This window comes from Rhodoglobus sp. G.S.4, assembly GCF_056619605.1.
This window is the reverse complement of sequence record NZ_CM152748.1, coordinates 2,317,863-2,341,750: the sequence shown is the minus strand read 5'-3', so window position 1 is coordinate 2,341,750 and position 23,888 is coordinate 2,317,863. Positions and strand designations below refer to the sequence as shown.

The 23,888-nt window shown below is 58.6% G+C and carries 22 protein-coding genes; 12 read left to right on the top strand and 10 right to left on the bottom strand.

The annotated features are described in order from the left end of the window. Window positions 1–91: 91 nt before the first annotated feature. The 5 genes from groES (at window position 92) to AC061P_RS11500 (ending at window position 5,635) form a co-directional block, all read left to right on the top strand. On the top strand, window positions 92–388 hold the full coding sequence (gene groES, locus AC061P_RS11520) for a co-chaperone GroES (protein WP_021809375.1): 297 nt from the start codon (window positions 92–94) through the stop codon (window positions 386–388). A 123-nt stretch (window positions 389–511) separates the two neighbouring features. Further along, complete coding sequence (gene rarD / locus AC061P_RS11515) at window positions 512–1,456, top strand: EamA family transporter RarD (protein ID WP_480391260.1); 945 nt, start codon at window positions 512–514, stop codon at window positions 1,454–1,456. Between the two features lie 57 nt (window positions 1,457–1,513). Next, on the top strand, window positions 1,514–2,800 hold the full coding sequence (locus AC061P_RS11510; RefSeq protein ID WP_480391259.1) for an ABC transporter substrate-binding protein: 1,287 nt from the start codon (window positions 1,514–1,516) through the stop codon (window positions 2,798–2,800). A gap of 129 nt (window positions 2,801–2,929) precedes the next feature. After that, window positions 2,930–4,186 (top strand): ABC transporter substrate-binding protein, encoded by a 1,257-nt coding sequence (locus AC061P_RS11505; protein WP_480392180.1) that lies wholly within the window; start codon window positions 2,930–2,932, stop codon window positions 4,184–4,186. A gap of 171 nt (window positions 4,187–4,357) precedes the next feature. Then, window positions 4,358–5,635 (top strand): ABC transporter substrate-binding protein, encoded by a 1,278-nt coding sequence (locus tag AC061P_RS11500; RefSeq protein ID WP_480391258.1) that lies wholly within the window; start codon window positions 4,358–4,360, stop codon window positions 5,633–5,635. Between the two features lie 381 nt (window positions 5,636–6,016). On the opposite strand, the gene AC061P_RS11495 is transcribed toward AC061P_RS11500, so the two are convergent. Genes AC061P_RS11495 through AC061P_RS11480 form a run of 4 tightly spaced genes read right to left on the bottom strand, consistent with a single transcriptional unit; the run spans window position 6,017 to window position 9,985 of the window. Beyond that, window positions 6,017–6,754, bottom strand: coding sequence for an ABC transporter ATP-binding protein (locus tag AC061P_RS11495; protein WP_449647410.1), 738 nt, complete (start codon window positions 6,752–6,754; stop codon window positions 6,017–6,019). Then, entirely contained in the window at window positions 6,751–7,725 is a 975-nt protein-coding gene (locus tag AC061P_RS11490) for an ABC transporter ATP-binding protein (RefSeq protein WP_480391257.1), read from the bottom strand. The genes AC061P_RS11495 and AC061P_RS11490 overlap by 4 nt, the downstream gene beginning before the upstream one ends. Continuing rightward, window positions 7,715–8,695 (bottom strand): branched-chain amino acid ABC transporter permease, encoded by a 981-nt coding sequence (locus AC061P_RS11485; RefSeq protein ID WP_449647408.1) that lies wholly within the window; start codon window positions 8,693–8,695, stop codon window positions 7,715–7,717. Before AC061P_RS11485 ends, AC061P_RS11490 begins: the two co-directional genes overlap by 11 nt. 9 nt (window positions 8,696–8,704) lie before the next feature. Next, the gene (locus AC061P_RS11480) at window positions 8,705–9,985 is read right to left on the bottom strand and encodes a branched-chain amino acid ABC transporter permease (protein ID WP_449648202.1); all 1,281 of its coding nucleotides are present in this window, start codon (window positions 9,983–9,985) and stop codon (window positions 8,705–8,707) included. Between the two features lie 279 nt (window positions 9,986–10,264). Between AC061P_RS11480 and guaB the strand changes: the two genes are divergently transcribed. Further along, window positions 10,265–11,767, top strand: a complete 1,503-nt coding sequence (gene guaB / locus AC061P_RS11475) for an IMP dehydrogenase (RefSeq protein WP_480391256.1) — start codon at window positions 10,265–10,267, stop codon at window positions 11,765–11,767. Window positions 11,768–11,784: 17 nt separating this feature from the next. Here guaB and AC061P_RS11470 read toward each other — a convergent pair whose 3' ends face one another. From AC061P_RS11470 to AC061P_RS11460, 3 genes are read right to left on the bottom strand one after another with little or no spacing between them, the layout of a single operon-like run. Continuing rightward, window positions 11,785–12,603 carry an ABC transporter permease subunit gene (locus AC061P_RS11470; RefSeq protein ID WP_480391255.1) on the bottom strand — a complete coding sequence of 273 codons (819 nt, stop codon included), beginning with the start codon at window positions 12,601–12,603 and terminating at the stop codon, window positions 11,785–11,787. Beyond that, window positions 12,600–13,514: an ABC transporter ATP-binding protein gene (locus AC061P_RS11465; RefSeq protein ID WP_480391254.1), complete on the bottom strand. Its 915-nt coding sequence runs from the start codon at window positions 13,512–13,514 to the stop codon at window positions 12,600–12,602. The genes AC061P_RS11470 and AC061P_RS11465 overlap by 4 nt, the downstream gene beginning before the upstream one ends. Before the next feature lie 24 nt (window positions 13,515–13,538). Next, entirely contained in the window at window positions 13,539–14,273 is a 735-nt protein-coding gene (locus tag AC061P_RS11460) for a TetR/AcrR family transcriptional regulator (RefSeq protein ID WP_480391253.1), read from the bottom strand. 60 nt (window positions 14,274–14,333) lie between these two features. On the opposite strand from AC061P_RS11460, the gene AC061P_RS11455 reads away from it, so the two are divergent. The 5 genes from AC061P_RS11455 to guaA all read left to right on the top strand — a co-directional run bounded on the left by AC061P_RS11455 (window position 14,334) and on the right by guaA (window position 20,134). Next, entirely contained in the window at window positions 14,334–15,455 is a 1,122-nt protein-coding gene (locus AC061P_RS11455) for a GuaB3 family IMP dehydrogenase-related protein (protein WP_449647403.1), read from the top strand. A 72-nt stretch (window positions 15,456–15,527) separates the two neighbouring features. Then, on the top strand, window positions 15,528–17,255 hold the full coding sequence (locus tag AC061P_RS11450; protein WP_480391252.1) for a glycerol-3-phosphate dehydrogenase/oxidase: 1,728 nt from the start codon (window positions 15,528–15,530) through the stop codon (window positions 17,253–17,255). Further along, the gene (locus AC061P_RS11445) at window positions 17,252–18,079 is read left to right on the top strand and encodes an SURF1 family protein (RefSeq protein WP_480391251.1); all 828 of its coding nucleotides are present in this window, start codon (window positions 17,252–17,254) and stop codon (window positions 18,077–18,079) included. The genes AC061P_RS11450 and AC061P_RS11445 overlap by 4 nt, the downstream gene beginning before the upstream one ends. Window positions 18,080–18,083: 4 nt before the next feature. Then, window positions 18,084–18,542: a DUF3817 domain-containing protein gene (locus AC061P_RS11440; RefSeq protein ID WP_449647400.1), complete on the top strand. Its 459-nt coding sequence runs from the start codon at window positions 18,084–18,086 to the stop codon at window positions 18,540–18,542. Further along, window positions 18,539–20,134 (top strand): glutamine-hydrolyzing GMP synthase, encoded by a 1,596-nt coding sequence (gene guaA, locus AC061P_RS11435; RefSeq protein ID WP_449647399.1) that lies wholly within the window; start codon window positions 18,539–18,541, stop codon window positions 20,132–20,134. Before AC061P_RS11440 ends, guaA begins: the two co-directional genes overlap by 4 nt. Window positions 20,135–21,140: 1,006 nt before the next feature. Here the strand turns inward: guaA and AC061P_RS11430 are convergent. The 3 genes from AC061P_RS11430 to AC061P_RS11420 all read right to left on the bottom strand — a co-directional run bounded on the left by AC061P_RS11430 (window position 21,141) and on the right by AC061P_RS11420 (window position 22,836). Further along, window positions 21,141–21,938 carry a Bax inhibitor-1/YccA family protein gene (locus tag AC061P_RS11430; RefSeq protein WP_480391250.1) on the bottom strand — a complete coding sequence of 266 codons (798 nt, stop codon included), beginning with the start codon at window positions 21,936–21,938 and terminating at the stop codon, window positions 21,141–21,143. A gap of 78 nt (window positions 21,939–22,016) precedes the next feature. After that, window positions 22,017–22,526 carry a hypothetical protein gene (locus AC061P_RS11425; protein ID WP_449647397.1) on the bottom strand — a complete coding sequence of 170 codons (510 nt, stop codon included), beginning with the start codon at window positions 22,524–22,526 and terminating at the stop codon, window positions 22,017–22,019. Then, window positions 22,516–22,836: a DUF4190 domain-containing protein gene (locus AC061P_RS11420; protein WP_449647396.1), complete on the bottom strand. Its 321-nt coding sequence runs from the start codon at window positions 22,834–22,836 to the stop codon at window positions 22,516–22,518. The genes AC061P_RS11425 and AC061P_RS11420 overlap by 11 nt, the downstream gene beginning before the upstream one ends. Before the next feature lie 45 nt (window positions 22,837–22,881). On the opposite strand from AC061P_RS11420, the gene AC061P_RS11415 reads away from it, so the two are divergent. Then, complete coding sequence (locus tag AC061P_RS11415; RefSeq protein ID WP_449647395.1) at window positions 22,882–23,883, top strand: glycerophosphodiester phosphodiesterase family protein; 1,002 nt, start codon at window positions 22,882–22,884, stop codon at window positions 23,881–23,883. Window positions 23,884–23,888: the final 5 nt, after the last annotated feature.

The following is a 23,888-nucleotide window of genomic DNA, read 5'->3' as shown; positions in this document are numbered from 1 at the left end:
CACGTTGATCGAGTGCCAACCAAGCCGTATAGTTGATCTGGCACTCCCACAGGGAGTGTGCCAACCCAAGAACTTGAGAAAGAGGTCACACGTGTCGGTGTCCATTAAGCCGCTCGAAGATCGCATTGTTATCAAGCAGGTCGATGCAGAACAGACCACCGCGTCTGGGCTCGTCATTCCTGACACTGCGAAAGAGAAGCCCCAAGAGGGTGAAGTAGTCGCCGTAGGTCCCGGTCGTATCGACGACAACGGAAACCGCGTGCCGCTTGACATCGCCGTAGGCGACAAGGTTATTTACTCCAAGTACGGCGGGACCGAAGTGAAGTACGGCGGAGACGACCTGCTCGTGCTGTCGGCTCGCGACGTTCTTGCTGTGGTCGTTCGCTAAGGCGAAGCGCAAATCATCGCCGAACTTCGCTGTTCGGCATCACTCAAGCCCAAGGCAATTGCCTTGGGCTTTTGTGTTGGGCGGATGTCAGTGGTGCAGCCGGCGCAGCCCTAGAATTTAACGGTGCCCCCGACTTCTCACGCTACTGACCGCGTATCACCGAGCGGCCTCGGTTTTGCGGTATCCGCCTACATACTGTGGGGCGCGATGCCCATCGCGTTTTTCTTCCTCAAGGACTCAGGCGCCATCGAGATTGTGGCCTGGCGGATTGTTCTCTCACTCGTTTTCTGTGCTGCACTTTTGCTCGTCACGCGTGGCTATGCGCGGGTGATGGTGATTGTGCGCGATCGTCGAACTTTCTGGACTCTGGGTTTGGGCGGCGCTTTCGTTGTCGTGAACTGGCTTGTCTACGTTTATGCAAGCCTCAACGGCCACATCGTTGAAGCATCGCTTGGCTACTTCACGAACCCCATCGTGACCGTATTGCTTGGCGTCATCATTCTTCGAGAACGACTCCGCCCTCTACAGTGGGTCGCGATTGGCATCAGTGCGCTCGCTGTTCTTGTGCTGGCGATCGGTTACGGAAAATTCCCCTGGATCGCTTTGGCTCTGGCCTTCAGCTTCGGTATCTATGGACTCGTAAAGAAGAGCGTTGGACCGAAGGCGGATGCGCTGGGTGGGCTAGCAGTCGAAACAGCATTCTTGACGCCAATCGCCATAATAGTTCTGTTTGTATTGGACGCCAACGGCACTCTTTCGCTTGGCTCCGTTAGCACTAGCCACACGGTTTTGACGCTGTGTCTTGGCGCCATCACCGCGATCCCGTTGATCCTTTTTGCTGCCGCCGCCCGCCGTCTGCCGCTCACCTACATGGGCCTCGCCCAGTACTTGGCGCCAATACTGCAGCTTGTGGTTGGCGTCTTCATCTTCCACGAGGCTATGCCGCCGGAACGCTGGTTGGGATTCGCCATTGTGTGGGTGGCGTTGGCTATCCTCACCTTCGATCTCTTCCGTCACTCGTCACGTACTCGGCTTGGTTCGCCAGCCGAAGCTCCTGGCGCACCGTAGTATTCCTGTGAAGGTGCGTGATCGCCCGAAGGTCGCGGTGCCGAGAGAGGTAAGTCAATGACGAGGTTTCGTGCAATTCGACGTCTAATCGTTGCGGCAACCGTTGCCGTCGCTCTTGCAGCGTGCAGTTCACCTGCACCGACGCCCACTCCGGTGGTTTCGGCAGCAGTGTCACCTACTCCGACCCCGGTTGTAACTCCTGCGGGTGATGGCGTGCTGCGAGTGGGTACCATCTTTCCGACGAGTGGAACATTCTCCTTTCTCGCTGCTGCGCAAGCGGCGGGGGTGGCTGCTGCAGTCAAGGAGATCAACGCGGCTGGCGGAGTAAACGGTGCCCCCGTTGAGATTGTGAGTGCAGACTCGGGTGAGGCAAAGACCACAAAGCTCGAGTCATCGTTTAAGACACTGGTGTCTAAGAAGGTTGATGTGGTCATCGGGCCGTCGTCGTCGGCTCTCGCGCAAAGGGCTATCCCTCTCGCAATCGAAGCTAAGATTCCGGTGATTTCTCCCGCTGCCACCTTCTCGAGCCTGGGCGATGTTTTCGACGATGGCTACTTCTTCCGCACGATACCGGCCTACGACCAGCAGGGTTATGCGCTCGCAGAAGCCCTTGCCGGCGGGGAAACAACTCAGCGCATCGCATTTGTTTATGTCGCGGATGACGAGGGTATTGCGCTTCATGACACGTTCGTCACTGCCCTCGCCGAGTACGGCAATGAACTCGTAGCCGACGAAGTTTTCACCAGCTCAACCACCAACTTTGATTCGATCGTTGCCAACCTTAAGAAAGCGAAGCCCGATTTTGTTGTTGTCGGGTCGACGTATGACGCCGTCAAGGCAACCAAGGCCGCTATCGCAAAACTTGTGGCCGCTGGGTATAAGGGTTCGAAGCTCTGGCTTACGTCACTGAACACTGGTGACTATTCGCAATCGTTCACGAACGGCACGCTGAAAGGGGTGCGGGGGGTCATCGAGGGTGCGCAGCCATCGAAGACGTTCATCGCGACGCTTAAGGCAACCAATTCGAAACTCACGAGCTACCGCTATGCAATGGAGTCCTATGACGCCACTATGTTGGCTGCTCTCGCGGCGATCGTTGCCCAGGATGACGCGGGGGAGCAGGTTGCTGGTTCCCTCTATGACGTCTCAAAGGGCGGAGTGAAGTGCCTGAGTTTCGCTGAGTGTTTACAGGTCCTGAAAACAACAAATGACATCGACTATGACGGTGTCTCGGGAACGGTCAACTTCACGCCAGACGGAAACATTGAGCCCGGATACTGGGGAAAATACACCTACAACGGCGAAAATAAGTTCGTGTTCACGGCGGGATCGATCGTCGGATAGAACGAGTGCCGCCCGGATTGGGGGCACTTTTTGGCCGCGAATTGGCTTTGCTGAGTTCGTGTTTCGCGATTTGCCCACTACCGTAACAATGCTGCTTTCTGTTTCGAGCGGTAGATAGGAGCGACTGTGATGACATCCATAGACCGTGGATCACGCGTATCGCTGCGGACCCGTCGCGGGTTCACAGCAGTTGCTGGCGTTCTCGCCGCAGTTCTTGTTCTCAGCGGATGCTCGGCTGAAGAAGCCCCACCGGAGCCCATCGCGCCCAAAGATTTGACCCTCACCATTGGTGCTCTCGTTCCCGAGACCGGGTCACTCAAAAAGTTTGCCCCCGCCGTTTCGGCTGCGATTGCGTTGGCGGCCCAGGACGTCAATGATGCCAACGCCAACCTCACGGTAACCGTCGAGACGCAGGACTCAGGCGACTCAACAGGCACGACTGCAGAAGATGCTGCCACTGAGTTGCTTGCGGTAAGAGCAACCGTGATTATTGGTGGCCTGTCGAATGGAGTCTCCAAAAAGGTGATCGACAAGATCACTGGCGCGGGCGTCGTCGAGATTTCGCCAGCGAACGATTCTCCTGATTTCTCGAATTATGACGACAGCATGTTGTACTGGCGAACATCGCCATCGTGCGCGCTCGAAGGTTCTGCTCTCGGCGCCGAAATGGCTGACCGCGTTGACGGCTCGATCGCGATTCTCTCCGAAGATGCGTTGTGCGGACCTCTGCTGCCTCGCGCAGTCGGTGAAACCTTCCAGCGCGGTGGTGGCGAAGTCATTGTCGAAGAGACTATCGACGACAAGGCAACGGGCCTCGACGATCAAATCGCTGATGCCATTGCCGCAAAGCCGGATGCCGTAGCAATTCTGGGAACCACTCAGGCCGAGAAGATTGCCAAGGCGTTCATCGCGGCCGGCTACTCGGGCGATCAACTCTTCTTTAGCGGACTGTCGTTGGGGGAGCGCGGCTCGGGATTTGCTGCAGGAAGCCTGACAGGGTCGATCGTCACGCATCCGGGCTTAGAAATTTCGACGATTTCTGATTTCACTGACAGGCTCCTGGAGATCAACCCGAGCTTGAAAGACTTCAGCTACGCCGCGGAGAGCTATGACGCGGTGATCTTGGCGAGCCTCGCCGCTTTGGCGGCGCAAAAGACAAGCGGAAAAGCTATCTCGAGCAAAATGCAAGGAGTCTCGGGTGGTGTTGGTGACGGTGAGGTCGTGACCAATTTTGCGGATGCTGCAAAGATTATCCTCGATGGCGGAACCGTAGATTACGACGGTGTTTCGGGCCCGATAACCCTCAGTGACAATGGCGATCCTCAGGACGCGATCATTGGTATTTACCAGTACGGTAGCGACAACGTGTACACCCGGATTAACTGAGTAACATCTGCGTTTCTGAAGAGTCTACGTATGGTAACGATTCTTAAGAGTGTTACAAGGCTGTAGTACAGACGTATTGTGCAGACGTCCCGAGTGGGCATAGCTTGACTGTGTGGCGACACCGCAGTGCCACATTTGATTCCTGAACACATTCGAAACGCAAGGAGCAACATGAGCGTATTCGCGAAGGCTACGGCCTCCCCATCACGGTCCAAGCGGACCCTGTTGAGCGGTCTCGCAATCGTCGGTGCAAGCGCACTGGTATTGGCTGGCTGTGCAACTGACGGAGGGGAAACTCCTTCCGGCAACGGTGGTGGCGACCTCAGCTTGAAACTCGGAACGGCACTCCCGGTAACCGGTAACCTCGCATTCCTCGGCCCGCCCGAGATCGCAGGAACCGAGTACGCAGCTGCTCAGGTTAACGAGGCAGATGCAGGCATCCAGATCGACCTGATCCAGGGCGACTCCGGTGACACCGACAACAAGGCATACGAGACTGAAATCCCTCGTCTGCTCAATGAAGATGTTTCCGCAATTCTTGGTGCAGCATCCTCGGGTGTTTCACTTCAGTTCATTGACCAGGTTGTTGGCGCTGGAGTTATTCAGTTCTCGCCGGCAAACACCTCGGCCGCATTCACGACGTACGACGACAAGGGTCTGTACTTCCGTACCGCTCCTTCCGACGTGCTTCAGGGTGAGGTTCTCGGTAACCTGATCGCTGCTGACGGTCACGAGACCCTCGGCATGATCGTTCTCAACGACTCGTACGGAACTGGCCTTGCCAAGTTCACGCAGGAAGCGTTCGAAGCTGCCGGTGGTGAAGTTGTTTCACAGCCCACTTACAACACCGGTGACACCACGTTCGATGCTCAGATTTCAGAAGTTCTTGCATCTGACCCTGACGCAATCGCACTGATCACCTTCGAAGAAGTTTCGACCATGCTTCCGAGCATTGTCAGCAGCTTCCCGGCCGAGAACCTCTACTTCGTAGACGGCAACCTCGCCAACTTCGGTGACGAGCTGGCTCCTGGTACCCTCACGGGCGCCAAGGGAACCTTGCCCGGCCTGAGCGTCGACACGATTGCTGACTTTACGTCGGCAGTCAACGACTTCTGGGTTGAGTCTGGCCAGCCCGAGCTCACAGAATTCAGCTATGCAGCTGAGTCCTATGACTCGGTCATCTTGCTTGCTCTCGCATCGCTCGCAGCCGGTTCAACCGACTCCGCAGCAATCGCAGAGAAGCTGCAGGAAGTATCAGGCGGTTCAGGTAACGGCGAAAAGTGCACCACCTTCGCCGACTGTGCAGAAATCATCAACGGTGGCGGCGTAGCTGACTACGACGGCATCTCTGGTCCGATCTCCTTCGATGAACTCGGTGACCCCACCGAGGCCAAGGTTGGTATCTACCAGTACGGTGATGACAACACGTACAGCGCATACAACGGCTAATAGCCGCTAAGCATCGCTAAGCGAAAGGCCCCAACCCGTTTAGGGTTGGGGCCTTTTTCGTGCGCTTACGCCTCGACTAACACGCCTGACGGGTGCCGGGGCCGGTCTGCCCCGAGCGATGCTGAAGCAAATTCACGGATGGCCCTGGTTCTGTAGGGAACCTGAAACGCCATCAGTTCGCGCTCTCAACGCCTAACGAGTCACGCAGGTGCCTCTGGATGGTTTGGGCCGAAACGACCCCTCACAGCGGCATCCAGCGCTGTGACGAGTGACCTTCTCGGTGAGCGGCCTGATTCGTCGGTGCCAACTCTCTGCGCGGACGCACAAAAGGGCCCCGCTTAGACGAATCTGAGCGGGGCCCTTTTATGTGAGCGAGAGTGCTTAGGTGCCGAGCGTACCGAGGTACAGCCCGATCACTTTGGGATCGTTCAAGAGTTCACGCCCGGTGCCTTCGTAAGCATCCTTGCCCTGGTCAAGAACGTAGCCGCGGTCACAGATCTGGAGACAGCGTCGTGCATTCTGCTCCACCATGATGGTCGTAACACCAGCCTTGTTGATTTCTGAAACCCGGATGAACGCTTCGTCTTGCTTCACGGGCGAGAGGCCAGCGGATGGCTCATCGAGCAGAAGCACGTGCGGGTCCATCATGAGGGCGCGAGACATTGCGACCATCTGACGCTCACCACCCGACAACGAACCAGCGCGCTGTTTGAGGCGCGATTTCAGTTCGCTGAAGATGCTGGTGACGAACTCGAGACGCTCGTCATAGATCTTCGGGTTTTGGTAGAGCCCCATCTGGAGGTTCTCTTCGATCGTCAGACTGGGGAACACGTTGTTGTTCTGTGGAACAAAACCAACACCGCGCGACACGAGCTTGTTCGCCTTGAGCCCAGTGATGTCATCGCCGTTGAGCGTGATTGAACCACCACGCACCTGCACTTGACCAAAAATGGACTTGAGCAGCGTTGACTTACCGGCACCGTTTGGTCCGATGATTCCAATGAGCTCGCCCGGGTTAGCGACCAGGTTGCAGTCGTTGAGAATGTTGACTCCGGGAAGGTAGCCCGCGGTGAGGTCCTTGACATGGACTACCGCATTCTCGGTGGGAATTGCGTTCACTTGCGGGGCTCCTTGCGCTTGGCGATCTTGGAGTCGAGTTCTTCAACCTCTGCTGCCATATCGACTGCTGCCGTGTTGAGCTCGCCTTCGATGCGACCGGTGACAACACCGAGGTCCACATCTTGGTGCGATCCCAAGTAAGCGTCGATGACGGCCTGATTCTTCATAACCTCGTCTGGCGGGCCTTCAGCAACAACCCGACCTTCCGCCATCACGATGACCCAGTCGGCAATGTGCCGAACCATGTGCATGTCGTGCTCGACGAAGAGCACAGTCATGCCCTCTTCTTTCAAGTCGAGGATGTGATCAAGCAGTGACTCGGTCAGAGCGGGGTTCACCCCAGCCATCGGCTCATCGAGCATCACGAGAGTCGGTTCACTCATCAGGGCGCGAGCCATTTCGAGTAGCTTGCGCTGCCCGCCTGACAGACTGGCCGCGAAGTCTGATGACTTTGCATCGAGCTTAAATTTCTTGAGCAGCACCTCAGCGCGTGCCTCGATTTCAGCTTCTTGCTTGCGCCAGAGCCGAGGGATCATGCCGCGGAAAATGTTTTCCCCGATCTGATCCTTCGCGCCGAGCTTCATGTTCTCGAGAACGGTCAAGAGCCCGAGAGCTTTCGTGAGTTGGAATGTGCGCACTTGGCCGAGTCGAGCAACCCTGTGCGCGCCCATTCCGGCGAGAGCGTGACCGTTGAACGTCCACTTGCCTTCGTCCGGCTTGTCGAATCCCGTCAAGAGGTTGAAGAGTGTCGTTTTGCCGGCACCGTTCGGACCGATCAAGGCCGTAATCGCGTTGCGGGGGATCTCAATGTGGTCAACGTTGACCGCGGTGAGGCCACCGAATGTGCGACGAACTCCATCGGCAATGATGATCGGATCGACCTTGGCTACTCCGGGAGCGATATCGCCCTTGTGGAGCCCCGTCGTCTTTGCGCGTTGTACCGGTGCAGCCGGTGTGTCGTTATTTGACAAAGGTCAGCTCCTTCTTATTGCCGAGGATGCCCTGTGGTCGATAGATCACGAGCAACATCAGCGCCACACCCACAAGGATGAAACGCACCGTCTGCGACTGCGTTGTGGTCATGAACGGCAGCACGCCGATGTTGACCAGAGCGGGAAGCAGGTTGCTGAGCAGGGTTTGAACGCCCCAGAAGATCACCGAACCAATAATTGGTCCGAAGATTGTGGCAGCACCACCGAGCAGTAGTGCGGTGTAAACGAAGAACGTCAGCGACGTCACATAAACACCGGGGTTCACCGAGGCAGGGAGGGCGTAAATGATTCCACCCATTGCACCGAAGACACCACCGAGCATGAGCGACTGCAGCTTGTAGGAGAACACGTTCTTTCCGAGGGCGCGCACGGCGTCTTCATCTTCACGGATTCCCTTAATGACGCGGCCCCAGGGGCTGCGCATGACTGACCACAGGATGAGTGCTGCGAGAGCAAGGATGACGATCCCGAAGATGCGCACCCACCAGCCGTTCGCGTTGTACACCCACGGACCGAAGCCGTAGGTGCCATCGGGGATCGGGTTGAACGCTCGGAAACTGGCGTGGTAACCGCTGAGTCCATCGGCCGAGCCGGTGTACTTGTCGAAAGTTGTGGTCAGGAACAACAGACGCACAACTTCAGCAGCAGCAATGGTCACGATCGCGAGGTAGTCACCGCGCAAACGCAGCGTGGGGATTCCGAGGATGAGGGCGAAAATGAGCGAGCCACCGACACCGACGAGCATGCCTCCCCACCACGGGAAACCAAAGGTGAGGATTGAGATCGCGTAGCCATAGGCGCCGATGGCCATGAAGGCCGCCATACCCATGTTGAGCAGTCCGGTGAAACCGAAGTGCATAGCAAGACCGAGTGCCGCGAGGGCGTATCCGATGGTTGCTGGTGCAATCAGTGATGACCCGGTGTTGGAGAGAATTTGCAGAATATCCATGAGCGGCCCCTAACCTATTCTCTCTTTTCGACCCAGGATGCCCTGAGGTCTGAACAACAAGATGACGATGAGCACGACTAGGGCACCCACATACTTCAGGTCGGATGGAATGAAGAGGCTCGAGGTCTCAACGAGGATTCCGACGATGATCGAACCAACCAGCGCACCGAACGCTGTGCCAAGTCCACCGAGGGTGACCGCCGCGAATACGAGCAGCAGGATCTGCGCACCCATGTCCCAGCGGATTCCTGGTCGGAAGTAAGCCCACAGCACGCCAGCGAGACCGGCCATTGCTGCTGCCAAGATCCACACGACCCGAACAACCTGGTCGACATCGATACCGGATGCGGCTGCCAACGACGGGTTGTCGGAGACGGCCCGAGTTGCTTTACCAATCTTGGTCTTCACCAACCACCACGCGAAGATGCAGATCACGACGATGCTGACAACCATGCTGATCATGTTGGTCTGGCTGAGCGACACCGATCCGAAGAGGGGGATGTCTGGGGAGTCAGAACCGGGCAGTTGCTCGGTTCCGCCACCGCGGAAGTACTGGAAAGTGTAGCGAAGTGCCAGCGAGAGGCCGATGGAGACAATCATCAGCTGGACGATTCCTACGCCCTTCTTGCGCAACGGTTTCCAGAGACCCGCGTCGAGCGCCCAGCCAAAGCCGGCGCTCAATAACACCGCTATCGGTATGGCAAACCAGACGGGTTGACCAAGGTCGACCGACACAATCAGTGCCATCACCGCGCCAAACGTCACCATTTCTGCGTGAGCGAAGTTGGAGAGACCTGTAGTTCCGTAGACGAGCGAGATGCCAATTGCGGCAAGTCCGAGCATGAGCCCGAAGTTGAGGCCATTGACAATGCGCTCGACGAACTGGTCGAAGAAGCTGGTGACGTTGCGTTCACCGCGCCCGATAAAGAAGTTCATGACTGTAGAGCCACTCGGGCCGATCATCGCTTCTTTAACGTTCGGGGTGTCGTCTGCACCAGTCTCATCAATCACTGCGATGCCGTCTGGCAGTGTCGATTCATCTAGCGTGACGCTGAACTCGTCACCGTCGGGTACGCCAACTTTCCATTGACCATCAGCATCAGTCTCAACTTCAACCTCGTAGCCACCACCAGAGATGGTGAGCAGCACACCTTCGAGAGGCACACTTTCGAGTTTGACGTTACCGATAATGCTGTTGTCGTATTCGTCGACGTTAACCTCGTCGGCCATGGCGGGCATGGCCATCAGAGAGAAGGCAGCGGAAAGAGCAACGATGAGTGCGACGAGCACTCCCCGTCGATTTTTCCGCCGCGTGCGGCGATATTCCGCTGTGTTCACAGGACCTCCAGGAAGGGACCCAGCCGGGATCAAGAATCCCGCGGGTTCTGACGTGTCTACGGCATTGAAGACACCGGCCGATTGTGTCTGACATACAAATGCTTGTCAGGTACAAAGCGGTGAAGCCATTATGCGGGGGAATGTTCTCGCAGGAAACCCGTTAATATTGATTGGCCGCAGATTTAACACAAGATCGCCGGTTTCACGCTCCTGGTGCAAGGAATATTTAACATGGAACAGCCTGACCCCTTCGGCTTTGTCGGACTCACCTACGACGACGTGATGCTCTTACCCGGTCACACCGATGTGATTCCGAGCGATGCTGACACCAGTTCACGTCTTACCCGCAGGATTCGGCTGTCTTCGCCCCTCATTTCGTCGGCAATGGACACCGTCACCGAGGCCAGAATGGCGATCGCGATGGCCCGAAATGGTGGCCTCGGAGTGCTTCACCGCAACCTTTCGATCGACGATCAGGCCGCCTTCGTTGACAAGGTCAAGCGCAGCGAATCCGGCATGATTACCAATCCGGTAACAACTACGCAACAAGCCACCCTTGCGGAAGTTGATGCTTTGTGCGGTCAGTTCCGAATTTCGGGAGTACCCGTTATCGAGGAGGACGGAACCCTCGTGGGAATCGTCACCAACCGCGACATGCGCTTCATCGAACCAGAGAACATGGACTCAACGCTGGTGCGCGATGTTATGACGGTGATGCCCCTCATTACCGCACCGGTCGGTATCGACCGCGACGGCGCTATTGCACTCCTCAATCAGCACAAGATTGAGAAGCTGCCGCTCGTTGACGACAGCGGCAAGCTCATCGGCCTCATTACTGTCAAAGACTTTGAGAAGACCGACCAGTACCCCAACGCGACAAAAGATGACGAAGGTCGACTTCGAGTTGGCGCAGCCATCGGTTTCTTCGGTGATGCGTGGGAACGTGCTGAGCGACTCCGCGATGCCGGCGTCGATGTGATTGTTGTTGACACCGCAAATGGTGAGTCAGCTGGAGTCATCGACATAGTCCGACGGATGAAAGCTGATTCCTCCTTCGACGCTATTGACGTGATCGGCGGCAACGTCGCTACACGTTCCGGAGCGCAGGCACTTATCGACGCGGGTGTCGATGCCGTGAAGGTTGGTGTCGGGCCCGGCTCGATCTGCACTACCCGCGTTGTTGCTGGTGTCGGGGTTCCACAGGTTACGGCCGTCTACGAGGCATCGTTGGCCGCTCGACCAGCCGGAATCCCGGTGATCGCCGACGGTGGCCTTCAGTACTCCGGAGATATTGCCAAGGCACTCGTAGCCGGGGCAGACACTGTCATGCTTGGTTCTCTGCTTGCTGGTACCGATGAGAGCCCTGGTGATCTCATCTTCCTTAATGGAAAACAGTTCAAGAGCTATCGCGGCATGGGTTCACTCGGTGCGATGCAAACACGAGGCAAGAAGACCTCGTACTCGCGTGACCGTTACTTCCAAGCGGATGTTCCTTCCGACGACCAGCTGATCCCCGAGGGCATCGAAGGCCAGGTCCCCTATCGCGGCCCCGTCTCCACGGTGATGTACCAGTTGCTCGGCGGCCTCCGCCAGTCGATGTTCTACACGGGTGCCCGCACTGTCGATCAGCTGCAAACGAAGGGCAAGTTCGTGCGGATCACTGCCGCCGGACTGAAAGAATCGCATCCCCACGACATCCAGATGGTTGTTGAGGCACCGAACTACCGTCGCTAGAACCTCAGCGCGCTCCGCTAGGCGGAGACGTCGCGGCGGTTGAAGACGACTCCGCCGAGCACGAGCACGACGGCGGAGATGCCGAAGATGAGCCCGAGGGAGCCCCAGTCGGCTCCCTCGCTCAGTGGAGAGTTACCGAACGCCCAGTGGTACGGCGAGAGGTTGTGCAGCCATTCGACGTCTGCGCTTTGGTTGCCGAGTGAGTTGAGGATGTACCCGAGCAGGGCGATTCCGGCTGCCGCCGCAGAGGCAAAACTCCGACGGCCCGTGATGGCGCCAACGGCGAGGCCACAGCTGGCCGCGAGCACTCCCAAGCCGAACAGCGCCAAGCATCCGCCGATCACATGGACAGGCTCAAGGTCAATCCCGGACGAGTCGTTGAGCGCGAGAATTAGTAGCGCCGAAACGACACTGAGCCACAGCAGTCGAAGGATGACACCGAGACTGCGCTCGACCATGATCTGCACACGGGAGACACTGTGGGCAAGGGTGAGTTCGAGCGAACCGGATTCTTCGTCGCCCGCAATCGCCGCCGAGCTCCAGAGCGTGGCAGCGATGGTGAAGAGGACGAATCCGATCAGGCCAAGGAATGTCGCCTGCACGTAGCCAGCTCCGCTTGTGAGGTCTTCGAAGCCGAGAGTGCTCGCTAGGCCTTCGGGGAGGGATTTGATTACTTCGTCAAAGCCCGCGTTGTCGCCCGAGAACGAGGAGTACAGCGGCACGTACAGAAATATCGCTCCCGTGATTCCTGCCGTCCAGCCCAGTAGCCCTCGCCACGAGTCCGCAAGGTTGCGGCGCGTGAGGGGCAAAATACTGCGGGTCATGTTCTCGCTCATTTGTTTGCCTCATTCGAGTAGAGGTCGATAACCGACGATTCGAGATCTTGCTCTTCCACCCGCAGGTCGACCACGTGGAAGGGGGCGATGGCCTTGACGAGAGCGTCGATGTGTCCCTCGACGGTGCCAGTGACCTGAATCAGCTCGCCATCAGCGACGGTGAGGTTGTCGAGTTGCGGCAGGGCTAGCAAGGCGGTGCGGATGTCGTCGGTTGCGGTATCCGTGAAGTCGATGACGACACGACGGATGGCGCTCGCTCGCAGGCTGGCGACGTCACCAACTTTCACCACGGTGCCGTTGCGGAGCACCGCGACTTGATCGGCAGCGTTCTGGATTTCGCTCAAGACGTGAGAGCTGAGGAACACGGTTTGGCCTTTGTGTTGGGCTTCGCGCACCATCGAGAGGAATTCTTGTTGCACGAGCGGATCGAGACCGCTCGTTGGTTCGTCGAGCACGAGCAGCTTGGGCTCATGCATGAACGCCTGCACGAGGCCGAGCTTTTGCTTGTTGCCTTTGGAAAGGGTCCGCACGTGGCGGGTGAGGTCGAGCCCCAGCCGTTCAGCGAGCGAGTCGATGCGGTCTGGCGCAACGCGGCCGCTGATTTCGGCGTAGTGCTTGAGCAGTGAGCGACCAGTGACGCGGCCCTCGAGGAGAAGTTCGCCCGGGAGGAATCCGATGTCGCGGCGCAATGCAGCACCGCCAGCGATGGGGGACTGGCCGAGCACGGTTGCGCTGCCGGAGGTGGGGCGAATGATGTCGAGCAGTAGCCGCATCGCGGTCGTCTTGCCGGCACCATTGGGGCCGATCATGCCGAACACGCTGCCGGTTTCTACGGCGAGATCCACACCGTCGAGGGCAGTGTTTTTGCCGTAACGCTTGGTGAGTGCCTGAGTTTCTATCGCGTAAGTCATGGGTGGGGCGGAGCCCGGTCCTTCCTAGGAGGGAGTCGTTGAGGGGGTGTGCGTGCTGGAGGGAGCCTCGCTGGCCGGAGGATCCGCATCCGGATCATGCACGTGTCGCGGTGGCGGTGATGCGGCTTGCGAGGCGGCGTGCGAAGCGGCGCGGGACGCATCAAGGGCCGTGCTGTCGGTGTAGATCCCGTGGGTATAGAGCTCGAGGGCAGCATTGCCCATGCGGCTAAGACTGTCGAGACTGAGTTGGCCGCTGCCGAGACTGCGGGCGATGTGACTTTGCAGCGTGAGAGTCGAGAGGCTGTGGGTGACGAGCAGTATGGCGCGGGCGTGTTCGTCGGCGCTTGGCGTGACGGCTCCGCTGGCAACTCCCTCAAGGAGCATGGTGTGGGACATGGCGACGAAGCGGTCGAAAAGGTCTGCCCCGGCGGCAGAATCGTCGGTGAAGAGGCGGCCTAGATAGTTGAGCCACGGCTCGAATTTGGGGAGGTCGGCGTACCACTCGCTGACTGCCGCACTGATGTCTCCTTCGCCGAGACCGGCTTTGCGGTGGGTGACCTCGCCGATGATGAAGTCATCGCACGCGGCTTTGAGCTCACGCATGCTTCCAAAGTGGTGGATGACGAGGCCGGCACTCACTCCTGCTTCAGTCGCGACAGCGCGGGCGCTTGTCGCGGCGAACCCGTTCTGCCCGATGAGTCGAATCGCGGCGTCGCGGATGCGCGCTTTGGTGGTGGAATCATCGACTCTTGAACGCATGTTTAATAAACTAAACGTTTGTTCAATGGCTGTCAATCGCTGGCCGGGTAGGCTAGAGCAGTGAATGATTTCGAGATTGGCCGCGCCAAGCGCGCTCGCCGCGTCTACTCCTTTGATGACATCGCTATCGTGCCGTCGCGCCGAACGCGTGATCCTCGTGATGTGTCGGTGAGCTGGACGATTGACGCCTACACCTTTGATATCCCCGTTATCGCGGCTCCCATGGACTCCGTTGTATCGCCAGCGACCGCGATCACGATGGGCAAGCTCGGCGGGCTTGGAGTGCTCGACCTCGAAGGTCTCTGGACCCGTTATGAGAACCCCGAGCCAGTGCTCGAAGAGATCCGTCATCTGCCGGCCGATCAGGCAACGGCGCGCATGCAGCAGCTCTACGCCGAGCCGATCAAACCAGAACTCGTCACTCAGCGTCTCGCCGAAATCCGTGAAGCCGGAGTGCCCGTCGCTGGAGCACTCAGCCCACAGCGCACGAAAGAACTCCACCAGACAGTTCTTGATGCTGGCGTCGACCTGTTCGTCATCCGCGGCACGACCGTGAGCGCTGAGCACGTATCTAAGTCAAGCGAACCACTCAACCTTAAAGAGTTCATTTACGAACTCGATGTTCCCGTCATCGTCGGTGGTGCAGCTAGCTACACCGCAGCACTCCACCTCATGCGCACCGGTGCTGCCGGAGTGCTCGTCGGCTTCGGCGGCGGTGCGGCAAGCACCACACGCTCAAGCCTGGGCATCCACGCTCCCATGGCAACCGCAGTCGCCGACGTTGCTGGTGCACGCCGCGACTACATGGATGAGTCCGGCGGCCGCTACGTTCACGTGATCGCCGATGGCGGACTCGGCACAAGCGGCGACATTGTGAAAGCAATTGCGGTCGGTGCCGATGCCGTCATGCTTGGCAGCACACTTGCGCGCGCTACGGATGCCCCGGGTGGCGGATACCACTGGGGTCAAGAAGCGCACCACTCCGAGCTCCCTCGCGGCAATCGTGTCGAGGTTGGCCAGCTCGCGCCTCTCGCCGAAATCCTCAACGGACCGTCGTCGCACCCGAATGGCCAGTCCAACCTGATTGGTGCCCTGCGTCGCTCAATGGCAACAACTGGCTACTCCGACCTGAAAGAGTTCCAGCGGGTCGACGTCGTTGTGGCTCCCTACAACACCCTGTAACGCGCAGTCACGGTGAGCGCTGCGGCAACACGTTCACAGCCAGAGATCAGCCGCACGCAAGAGGATTTATGAATGGCTAAACCCCAAGCGAAATCCCAGACAGCAGCACTGAGCGCAGAACAGCGCGCGAGTGCAATCGCCGCGCTTCGTGAAAACGAACTCGACATTCTCGTGATCGGTGGCGGCATCGTCGGCACGGGCAGTGCGCTGGATGCTGCGACGCGCGGGTTGAACGTCGGCATGGTTGAGGCCCGCGACTGGGCTTCTGGCACGTCAAGTCGATCGTCGAAGTTAGTGCACGGCGGCATCCGCTATTTGGAGCAGCTCGACTTTCGACTCGTTCGCGAAGCTCTCAAGGAACGCGGATTGCTCTTGCAACGGATTGCACCTCATCTCGTGCGCCCGGTGCGTTTTCTCTATCCCGTGACGAAGCCGATCTTCGAGCGGCTATATATCGGTGCGGGAATGTTGCTGTACGACATCCTCAGTTACTCCGGGGGACGACCTCCCGGCGTTCCGCATCACCGGCACCTGACACGACAGCAAATGTTACGAGCGGCACCGAGCCTGCGCTCGGATGCCTTCCGCGGCGGGCTCACTTATTACGATGCCCAAGTCGACGACGCACGATATGTCTCAACGCTCGCGCGCACCGCAAGCTTCTATGGCGCCCACGTGGCGAACCGAGTTCGGGTCGAGAATTTCGTGAAAGTCGGCGAGCGCGTAGTCGGAGTCATGGCGCACGATCTTGAGACCGGCGAGAAGTTTGAGATCCGCGCTAAGCAGGTGGTGAATGCGACCGGCGTGTGGACTGATGACACTCAAGGAATGGTCGGTGAGCGTGGACAGTTCAGAGTGAGGGCGTCTAAAGGCGTTCACTTGGTCGTGCCTCGCGATCGGTTCCAGTCGAAACTCGGCCTACTGCTGCGCACGGAAAAGAGCGTTCTTTTCGTCATTCCGTGGGGCCGGCACTGGCTCATCGGAACGACAGACACCGACTGGGATCTTGACAAAGCGCACCCGGCGGCTACCGCAGCCGACATCGACTATTTACTTGAACGCGTCAACAAAGTGCTCGCCGTGCCGCTGACTCGCGACGACGTCGAGGGTGTATTTGCCGGATTGCGGCCTCTGCTCGCGGGAGAGTCAGACCTGACCTCCAAGCTCAGCCGCGAGCACATCGTGACTCACAGCGTTCCAGGGCTCGTTGTTGTCGCTGGCGGTAAATGGACGACCTATCGAATCATGGCGAAGGATGCCGTGGATGCCGCGGTGGATGCGCTCGATGGCAGGATCTCCCCGAGCATCACCGAAGATGTCGCGCTGCTCGGCGCTGAAGGGTATCGGGCTGCGTGGAACAAACGCTCCACTCTCGCCCGCACCTTTGGTCTTCACCGCTCTCGCGTTGAGCACCTTCTCAATCGGTACGGAGTGCTCGCCACTGAAGTGCTCGAACTTGTTCGTAGCAACCCGAAACTGGCAGAGGCACTCCCGGGCGCCGATGACTACATTGCGGCCGAAGTTGTTTATGCGGCCAGCCACGAGGGTGCGCTCCACCTCGACGACGTGTTGGCTCGTCGCACTCGTATATCGATTGAGGCATGGGACCGTGGCGTGTCGGCGGCCCCGGTCGCGGCAGAGCTCATGGCGAATGTATTGGGGTGGGACTCCGCGAAGACAACGGTTGAAGTCGAGCGCTATCTCCAGCGGGTTGAGGCGGAACTTGCGAGCCAGAAGCAGCCAGATGATGAGTCGGCTGATCGGGTGAGGCTCGAAGCACCAGATATCGTTAGCGAGTGAGTACGACGGATTCTGCGCCAGGAGCACAAGGCACGACACCAGTGGCGGCTGCGCCGGTAGCGCCAGCAACGATGTGGCAGATTGCACGTCGCCCGCGCTGGATTGGTGCTCTCGTGCTCGCGCTGGTCATAGCGTCTAGTTTCGCCGCGCTTGGCCAGTGGCAGCTCAGCCGGAGCCTTGAAGGCGGCGAGATCACCGAGCAACAGAGTGAGAGCCTTGTCGCCCTCGATTCAGTGGCGAAGGCTCAAGATCCTTTGGCGTCGGCCACGACCGGTCAATCGGTGAGCTTCAGTGCAGAGCTCGTGGCTGGCGACTACGTGGTGCTTTCGGAACGGCGCAACACCGCCGGTATGGGTTACTGGGTCGTAGGTCATGGCGTTGAGCAGAGTGGGGCAAGCATCGCTATCGCGCTCGGGTGGGCTCCTTCTCTGGATGCTGCGGCATCCGCCATTGCTCAACTGGAGGCTTCGTCGCCTCAGTCGACGTTCACCGGCCGTCTGCTGCCAACCGAGTCACCGCAACAGTCCGATTTCGAGTCGGGAGTGTGCAGCGCCCTCGCGGTGTCGGAGCTGGTCAATCTGTGGGAGGACGTTCCGGCGGGAACCTATGGTGGCTACGTCGTCAGTTTTGACGCACCCGCCGGGCTCGAGGCCATCGATTCACCGCCACCGTCGACAGAGGTTTCCCTCAATCTGCTCAACGTGTTCTATGCCGTCGAGTGGGTTGTCTTCGCTGGCTTCGCCGTCTTCCTGTGGTACCGCCTCGTGCGAGATGTGTGGGAAGAAGAGCGCGAAGAGTTGGAGCCCGACGCGGCCGTAGACTAGAGCTATGGCTCTTGGTCCCCGGCTTTCTGATTTTCCGCGCATTCGTCGCACCCTGTCTTTCTACAAGGTCTCGTCGATCATTACTGGCAGCTTCTTGCTTGTGCTCTGCCTCATGATGGTGTTCCGTTATGGGCTCGGTGGAGACATCGAGCTGAACGGCCCGGCAGGGTTTGTCACACTCACGCCGAAAGAGTTGGTGCAGGGCATCAACGTGTCGACGATCATCCTGATTGTTCACGGCTGGCTTTACGTCTTTTATGTTGCCGCTGACTTTGTGCTCTGGCGCCTGTCGCGTTTCTCGTTCTTGCGGTTCTTGTACATCGCCCTTGGTGGTGTTATTCCGCTTCTGTCGTTCTTTCTTGAGCGCCAGGTTCCTCGTTTCGTTGAAGCGAAACTTGCCCGTATTGAATCCGCTGCAGCCGTGAAAGCGGCGGGCGCTGACTCCGCAAAGGCTTCCGCATGACCGATTCCTCGGCCACTTCCGCAGACACGAACGCTCGCCCCGTTCTCGTTGTTGACTTCGGCGCGCAGTACGCCCAGCTGATCGCACGTCGCGTGCGCGAGGCGAACGTGTATAGCGAGATTGTTCCTCACACCATCACTGCGGCAGAGATCGCCGCCAAGAATCCGGCCGGCATCGTGCTGAGCGGTGGACCGTCGAGTGTCTATGAGCCGGGTTCGCCCGACCTCGACCCGGGCATCCTGCAGCTCGGCATTCCTGTCTTCGGTATTTGCTATGGCTTTCAGGTTATGGCCCGTCAGCTCGGCGGCACCGTCGCCAAGACCGGGTTGCGTGAATATGGCGCCACCGACATGACGGTTCAGGGCGACGGCGGTTCACTCTTGGGCGAGCAGCCGAACAAGCAGACGGTCTGGATGAGCCACGGCGACGCTGTGACGGAAGCGCCAGCCGGTTTTGATGTTCTTGCCAGTAGCGAAGCGACCCCGGTTGCCGCGTTCGCGAGCAAGGAGCGCGGACTTTATGGAGTGCAGTGGCACCCTGAGGTGAAGCATTCCGAATTCGGCCAGAGCGTGCTTGAGAACTTCTTGCACGATGCTGCGGGGATCCCTGCTGACTGGAACAGCGGAAATGTGATCGCTGAGCAGGTCGCGCGCATCCGTGAGCAGGTAGGTTCGGCACGCGTCATTTGTGGCCTTTCGGGTGGAGTTGACTCTGCTGTCGCTGCCGCGATTGTGCACGAGGCTGTTGGCGATCAACTTGTCTGCATCTTCGTTGACCACGGCTTGCTGCGTCAGGATGAGCGCCGCCAAGTCGAAGAGGACTACGTCGCCTCGACCGGTGTGCGCCTTGTCACCGTCGATGCTGTTGACCAGTTCATGGATGCTCTCGCCGGAGTCACTGACCCCGAGACGAAGCGCAAGATCATCGGCCGCGAGTTCATTCGCAGCTTCGAGAATGCTGCTGAGGCACTCGTGCTCGAAACACAGGGCAGCGACGAGACCGTGAAGTTCCTCGTGCAGGGAACTCTGTACCCGGATGTCGTCGAAAGTGGCGGAGGAACCGGAACCGCCAACATTAAGAGCCACCACAACGTTGGTGGGCTCCCCGAAGATTTGCAGTTCGACCTGGTCGAGCCACTGCGCACACTGTTCAAGGATGAGGTCCGCGCGATCGGTCGCGAGCTGGGATTGCCGGAGGTCATTGTTGGCCGCCAGCCATTCCCTGGCCCCGGTCTCGGCATCCGCATTATCGGTGAAGTCACTTTCGAGCGTCTTGAACTACTGCGCAAGGCCGACGCGATTGCGCGCGCCGAGCTGACCGCTGCTGGCCTCGATGACACGATCTGGCAGTGCCCGGTCGTGCTTCTCGCCGATGTTCGTTCGGTGGGAGTGCAGGGCGATGGTCGCACCTACGGTCACCCAATCGTGTTGCGCCCGGTCTCATCTGAGGATGCGATGACCGCCGACTGGACTCGGTTGCCGTATGACGTGCTCGCGAAGATTTCTAACCGCATCACCAATGAGGTGGATGGCGTGAACCGCGTGGTTCTCGACGTCACGTCGAAGCCCCCAGGAACGATTGAGTGGGAATAGCCCGCTCGGGTTGAACGCTTGAACTTAGACGGTTTTTAGGGTGTGCGTGGGTTGCGCAGGGAAAGCCGATGTTCTCTTTGCGCATGTGCAACTCGTCGGAACGCGACTCGCGTGAAGGACTCGATCTAGGTCTGGTGAGGTGCCGAAGCGCAATGATCGGCGGTTTTTGAGAGGGGGGTACCCTCCATTTTTGCAAAATGAATTTAAATCGAATATCTTGAAATTGAGTAGACAACTTCAAGGAGGACGAGATTGAACATTCTGGCAAACGAAACACAAACCAACGCTGGGTCAAGAACGCGCTGGGTCGTAGCATTGTTTTCAGCGCTAACTTTGGGAGTGCTGGGCGGGGTTGCGCCTCTTTACCCCGTCGAGTCAGCAAGCGCGGCACCGTACATTGATTGTAACGAACCGGTCTATAGCGGGAATTCCTCAGCGAGAATAACATGCCACGCTGCGTCAAGTGGACAGGTGCGGATTCGCGCAACGTGTTACAACGTTCCATTGATATTTGTCGCGGGGAGAAGTTACACAGGATGGTCTAACGTTCGCGCTGGGAGTTCGATAACGCTCGCATTCGTTCCAGGATCTTGGTGTGGAGGCACTTTTCAGATATGGCGTGTTGATCCCGAGATTAGGTAGTTCCGCCACGTTGCTCAAGGGATTGAAGCATGGGGGTCGAATGGGGTGTTCCGCGGATACTTTTGCCGCGTCCGCTCCGCTTTCGAGCTCACTCGAAGAAAAGGTTGGATACACAACTTAAGGGATCGGAACCCTTTCTTGCATGGCCATGATTGCTCATGAATCGACCGCGGGCTGCTGAGCGACGCGTATTCGGATCGATCTCAACTCTGCACATTGGCCACGCGATTCGATCTAAGAAGTGCTCGCTGAGAGGTATTCGCTCTTGGGGATGTGTGCCAGATGGCGTAGCGACATGGAAAGGCTCCGTCACTCCGGCTAATTCCGGAATGACGGGACCTTATCGTTGCTCCCTTGTGTGGCGCTAGTCGCGAAGGATCGAGAAGAAGCGCAGCAGTTCGAGGTACAGCCAGATCACGGTGACCATGATGCCGAAAGCACCCTTCCACCCGTAGGCACGGGGAACGCGGTTGGCGACACCACGCTGGATGAGGTCGAAGTCGAGCACAAGCGAGTACGCCGCCATGATCACGACTAGTACCCCGATGATGGCACCGAGCGGAATGCCCATGAAGCTGAAGTCGCGCAGGCCTTGCGTGCTTTGAACGACGCCCGTCGCCATCAACACAACATTGAGTAGTGTGAAGATCACGTAGCCGATAAGCGCGATCATGAAGACTTTCGTGGCCTTCTTTGATGCGCGAATCTTGCCGCTAGCGAAGAGAGCCAGCGTTACACCGACCACGATGATGGTGGCGACCACCGCCTGAGTGACTACACCGCCGAAGGCCGTTTCGTAGTAACGCGAGATGCCGCCGACGAAGACACCCTCAACCGCGGAGTACGCGAGCACGAGTGCGCCAGATGGCTGCTTCTTAAAGATGTTGATGAGGGCGAGTACGAAGCCCACGAGCCCGGCGCCGATCCAGAGCAGCGGCATGTCGGCGATCCAGCCGATAGCTGCACCGACGAGCAGGAGCGCGAAGGCTCCAACGGTCTTGGCAATCGTGTCTTCAACGGTCATGACATCACTGGAGGCGGGGGCCGACTCCTGGTTGTACATGTCGTTGAGCTGCTGGTTGGATACCTGGTTCGCTACGGCGACTCCGCCGCGCGAGCTAAACGCAGCATCGCGGGAGAAAGCGGGGTTATTGAGTGCCATGATTCCTCTGTTTGGTGTGGCGTCACACGTTAGTGACACACGATAAAACTACCGGAATTTGCTGAGAAATGCCGGGTTTCAACGCCGCGATGCTGCGCTGTGAGCGATCGCTCGGGCGAGCCACGCGGCAGCAACGACGACCACCGCCGAGATTGCGAGCGCCTCAGGCATGGAGGAGTACTCCTGATAGAACCGAGGAAGGATGATGCCGTTGGCAATGGGGAGAGCCAGAGCCAGATACGACACAAGGGGCCGATGCCGAACGATCAACCAACACAGCACAGGGATCGTGAGTGTCCACATCGACATCGGGCCAGTAAGCATGAGCCAGATTTGGGTAATCGTGGGCAGCACCACGATCATCCGTCGCCATCCTCTCGACGGCATAATCGACCAGCCCACCGCCGTTGACGTTGTGCCGATGAGCAGGATGATCAGGGTGTAGTTGTTGGCTCCCTGGAGGTGCAGTGCGCCGGCAATGATCAACACGAGGCCAACAAAGTAGCGGTCGTTATAGCGACCCCACTTCAGTGGGAGGCGCCTGGCGGGTTCCCAACCCTCCGTTGCTCCCGAAACGCTAGCGGCCATTGGTGAGCAGGGAGTACAACACGATGCCCCAGACGACAAGCCAGACGTAACCGAGAACGGTAGCGATGCGAGCGATCAGCAGTCCACGCTCGCCGGTCTCACGAATCTGCCGGATCGCCACGTGCCCAAAGATTAGGGCCGGAGCCCCACCAATCACTGCCAGGGCGAGAGCGAGGATCGCGACGGGATTAGTGCGAGGGGCCACAATCGGGGCAGGGCGCACTGCATCTGCCGAGGTGGGTTCACCGCAATAGACACAGAACTTCCACTCCGGCCGCACTGGTGCAGAGCACGACGCGCATTCGGGCATACCTAAATATTAGTCGCAGGTGCACTTCGGCATATTCTTGACTCGATGAGCACCACCACCAGCCCCCTTGTGATCGGGCATCGCGGAGCCAGCGGCTACCGCCCAGAACACACCAGAGCCGCCTACGATCTCGCATTCACCCTGGGAGCGGATGCCGTAGAGCCTGACATTGTCGCGACCCGTGACGGCGTGCTGGTGTTGCGGCACGAGAACGAGATCTCGGGAACGACCAACGTCGCTGATCATCCGGAGTTTGCGGATCGCCGAACGTCAAAGACGATCGATGGCACAGTGATGACGGGCTGGTTTACCGAGGATTTCACGTGGGCCGAACTCGCCACCCTGCGCGCCCGCGAACGCCTGCCGGAGATTCGCCCAGCGAACGTCGCGTACAACGACACCGAACCGATCCTGCGGCTGAGCGATCTGCTGGAAATTGTGAAACAGCACCCCGAAGCACAGCGACGCCAACTGCGAGTCGTGGCCGAGATCAAGCATGCGAGCTACTTTGAGTCGATTGGCCTGCCGCTCGACGAACTCTTCGCCAGAGAGGTGAGCGAGTGGGCGACAGCAGACAACCTGATCATCGAATCATTCGAACAGAGCGTTCTGCACCGCATCCGCGATCGAGGCATTCCCGGCAAGCTCGTGTTCTTGCTCGAAAGTAGTGGAGCGCCATCGGACTTGATTGCGCGTTTTGGAGCTCAAGCGCGCAACTATGCCGAGCACTTGACTGCTGACGGGCTAGCCCAGCTGGCGAGCGAGGTTGACGGAATCAGTGTCGACAAGAAGATGCTCATGACCAAGGACCTCACCGGAAACCTCACCGGGACTAATGACTTAGTTTCGCGAGCTCACAGCGCGGGGCTCCTCGTATTTTGTTGGACTCTGCGAGCCGAGAACCGTTTTCTGCCGAAGAACTATCGCTCAAGCAAACAGCCCGAGAAGTTTGGCGACTGGCGCGGCGAGTTCCGCACCCTCATGGATTCCGGTCTCGACGGAGTATTCGCCGACCAACCCGACCTCGCCGTCACCGCGCGCGGGTAGAGTCG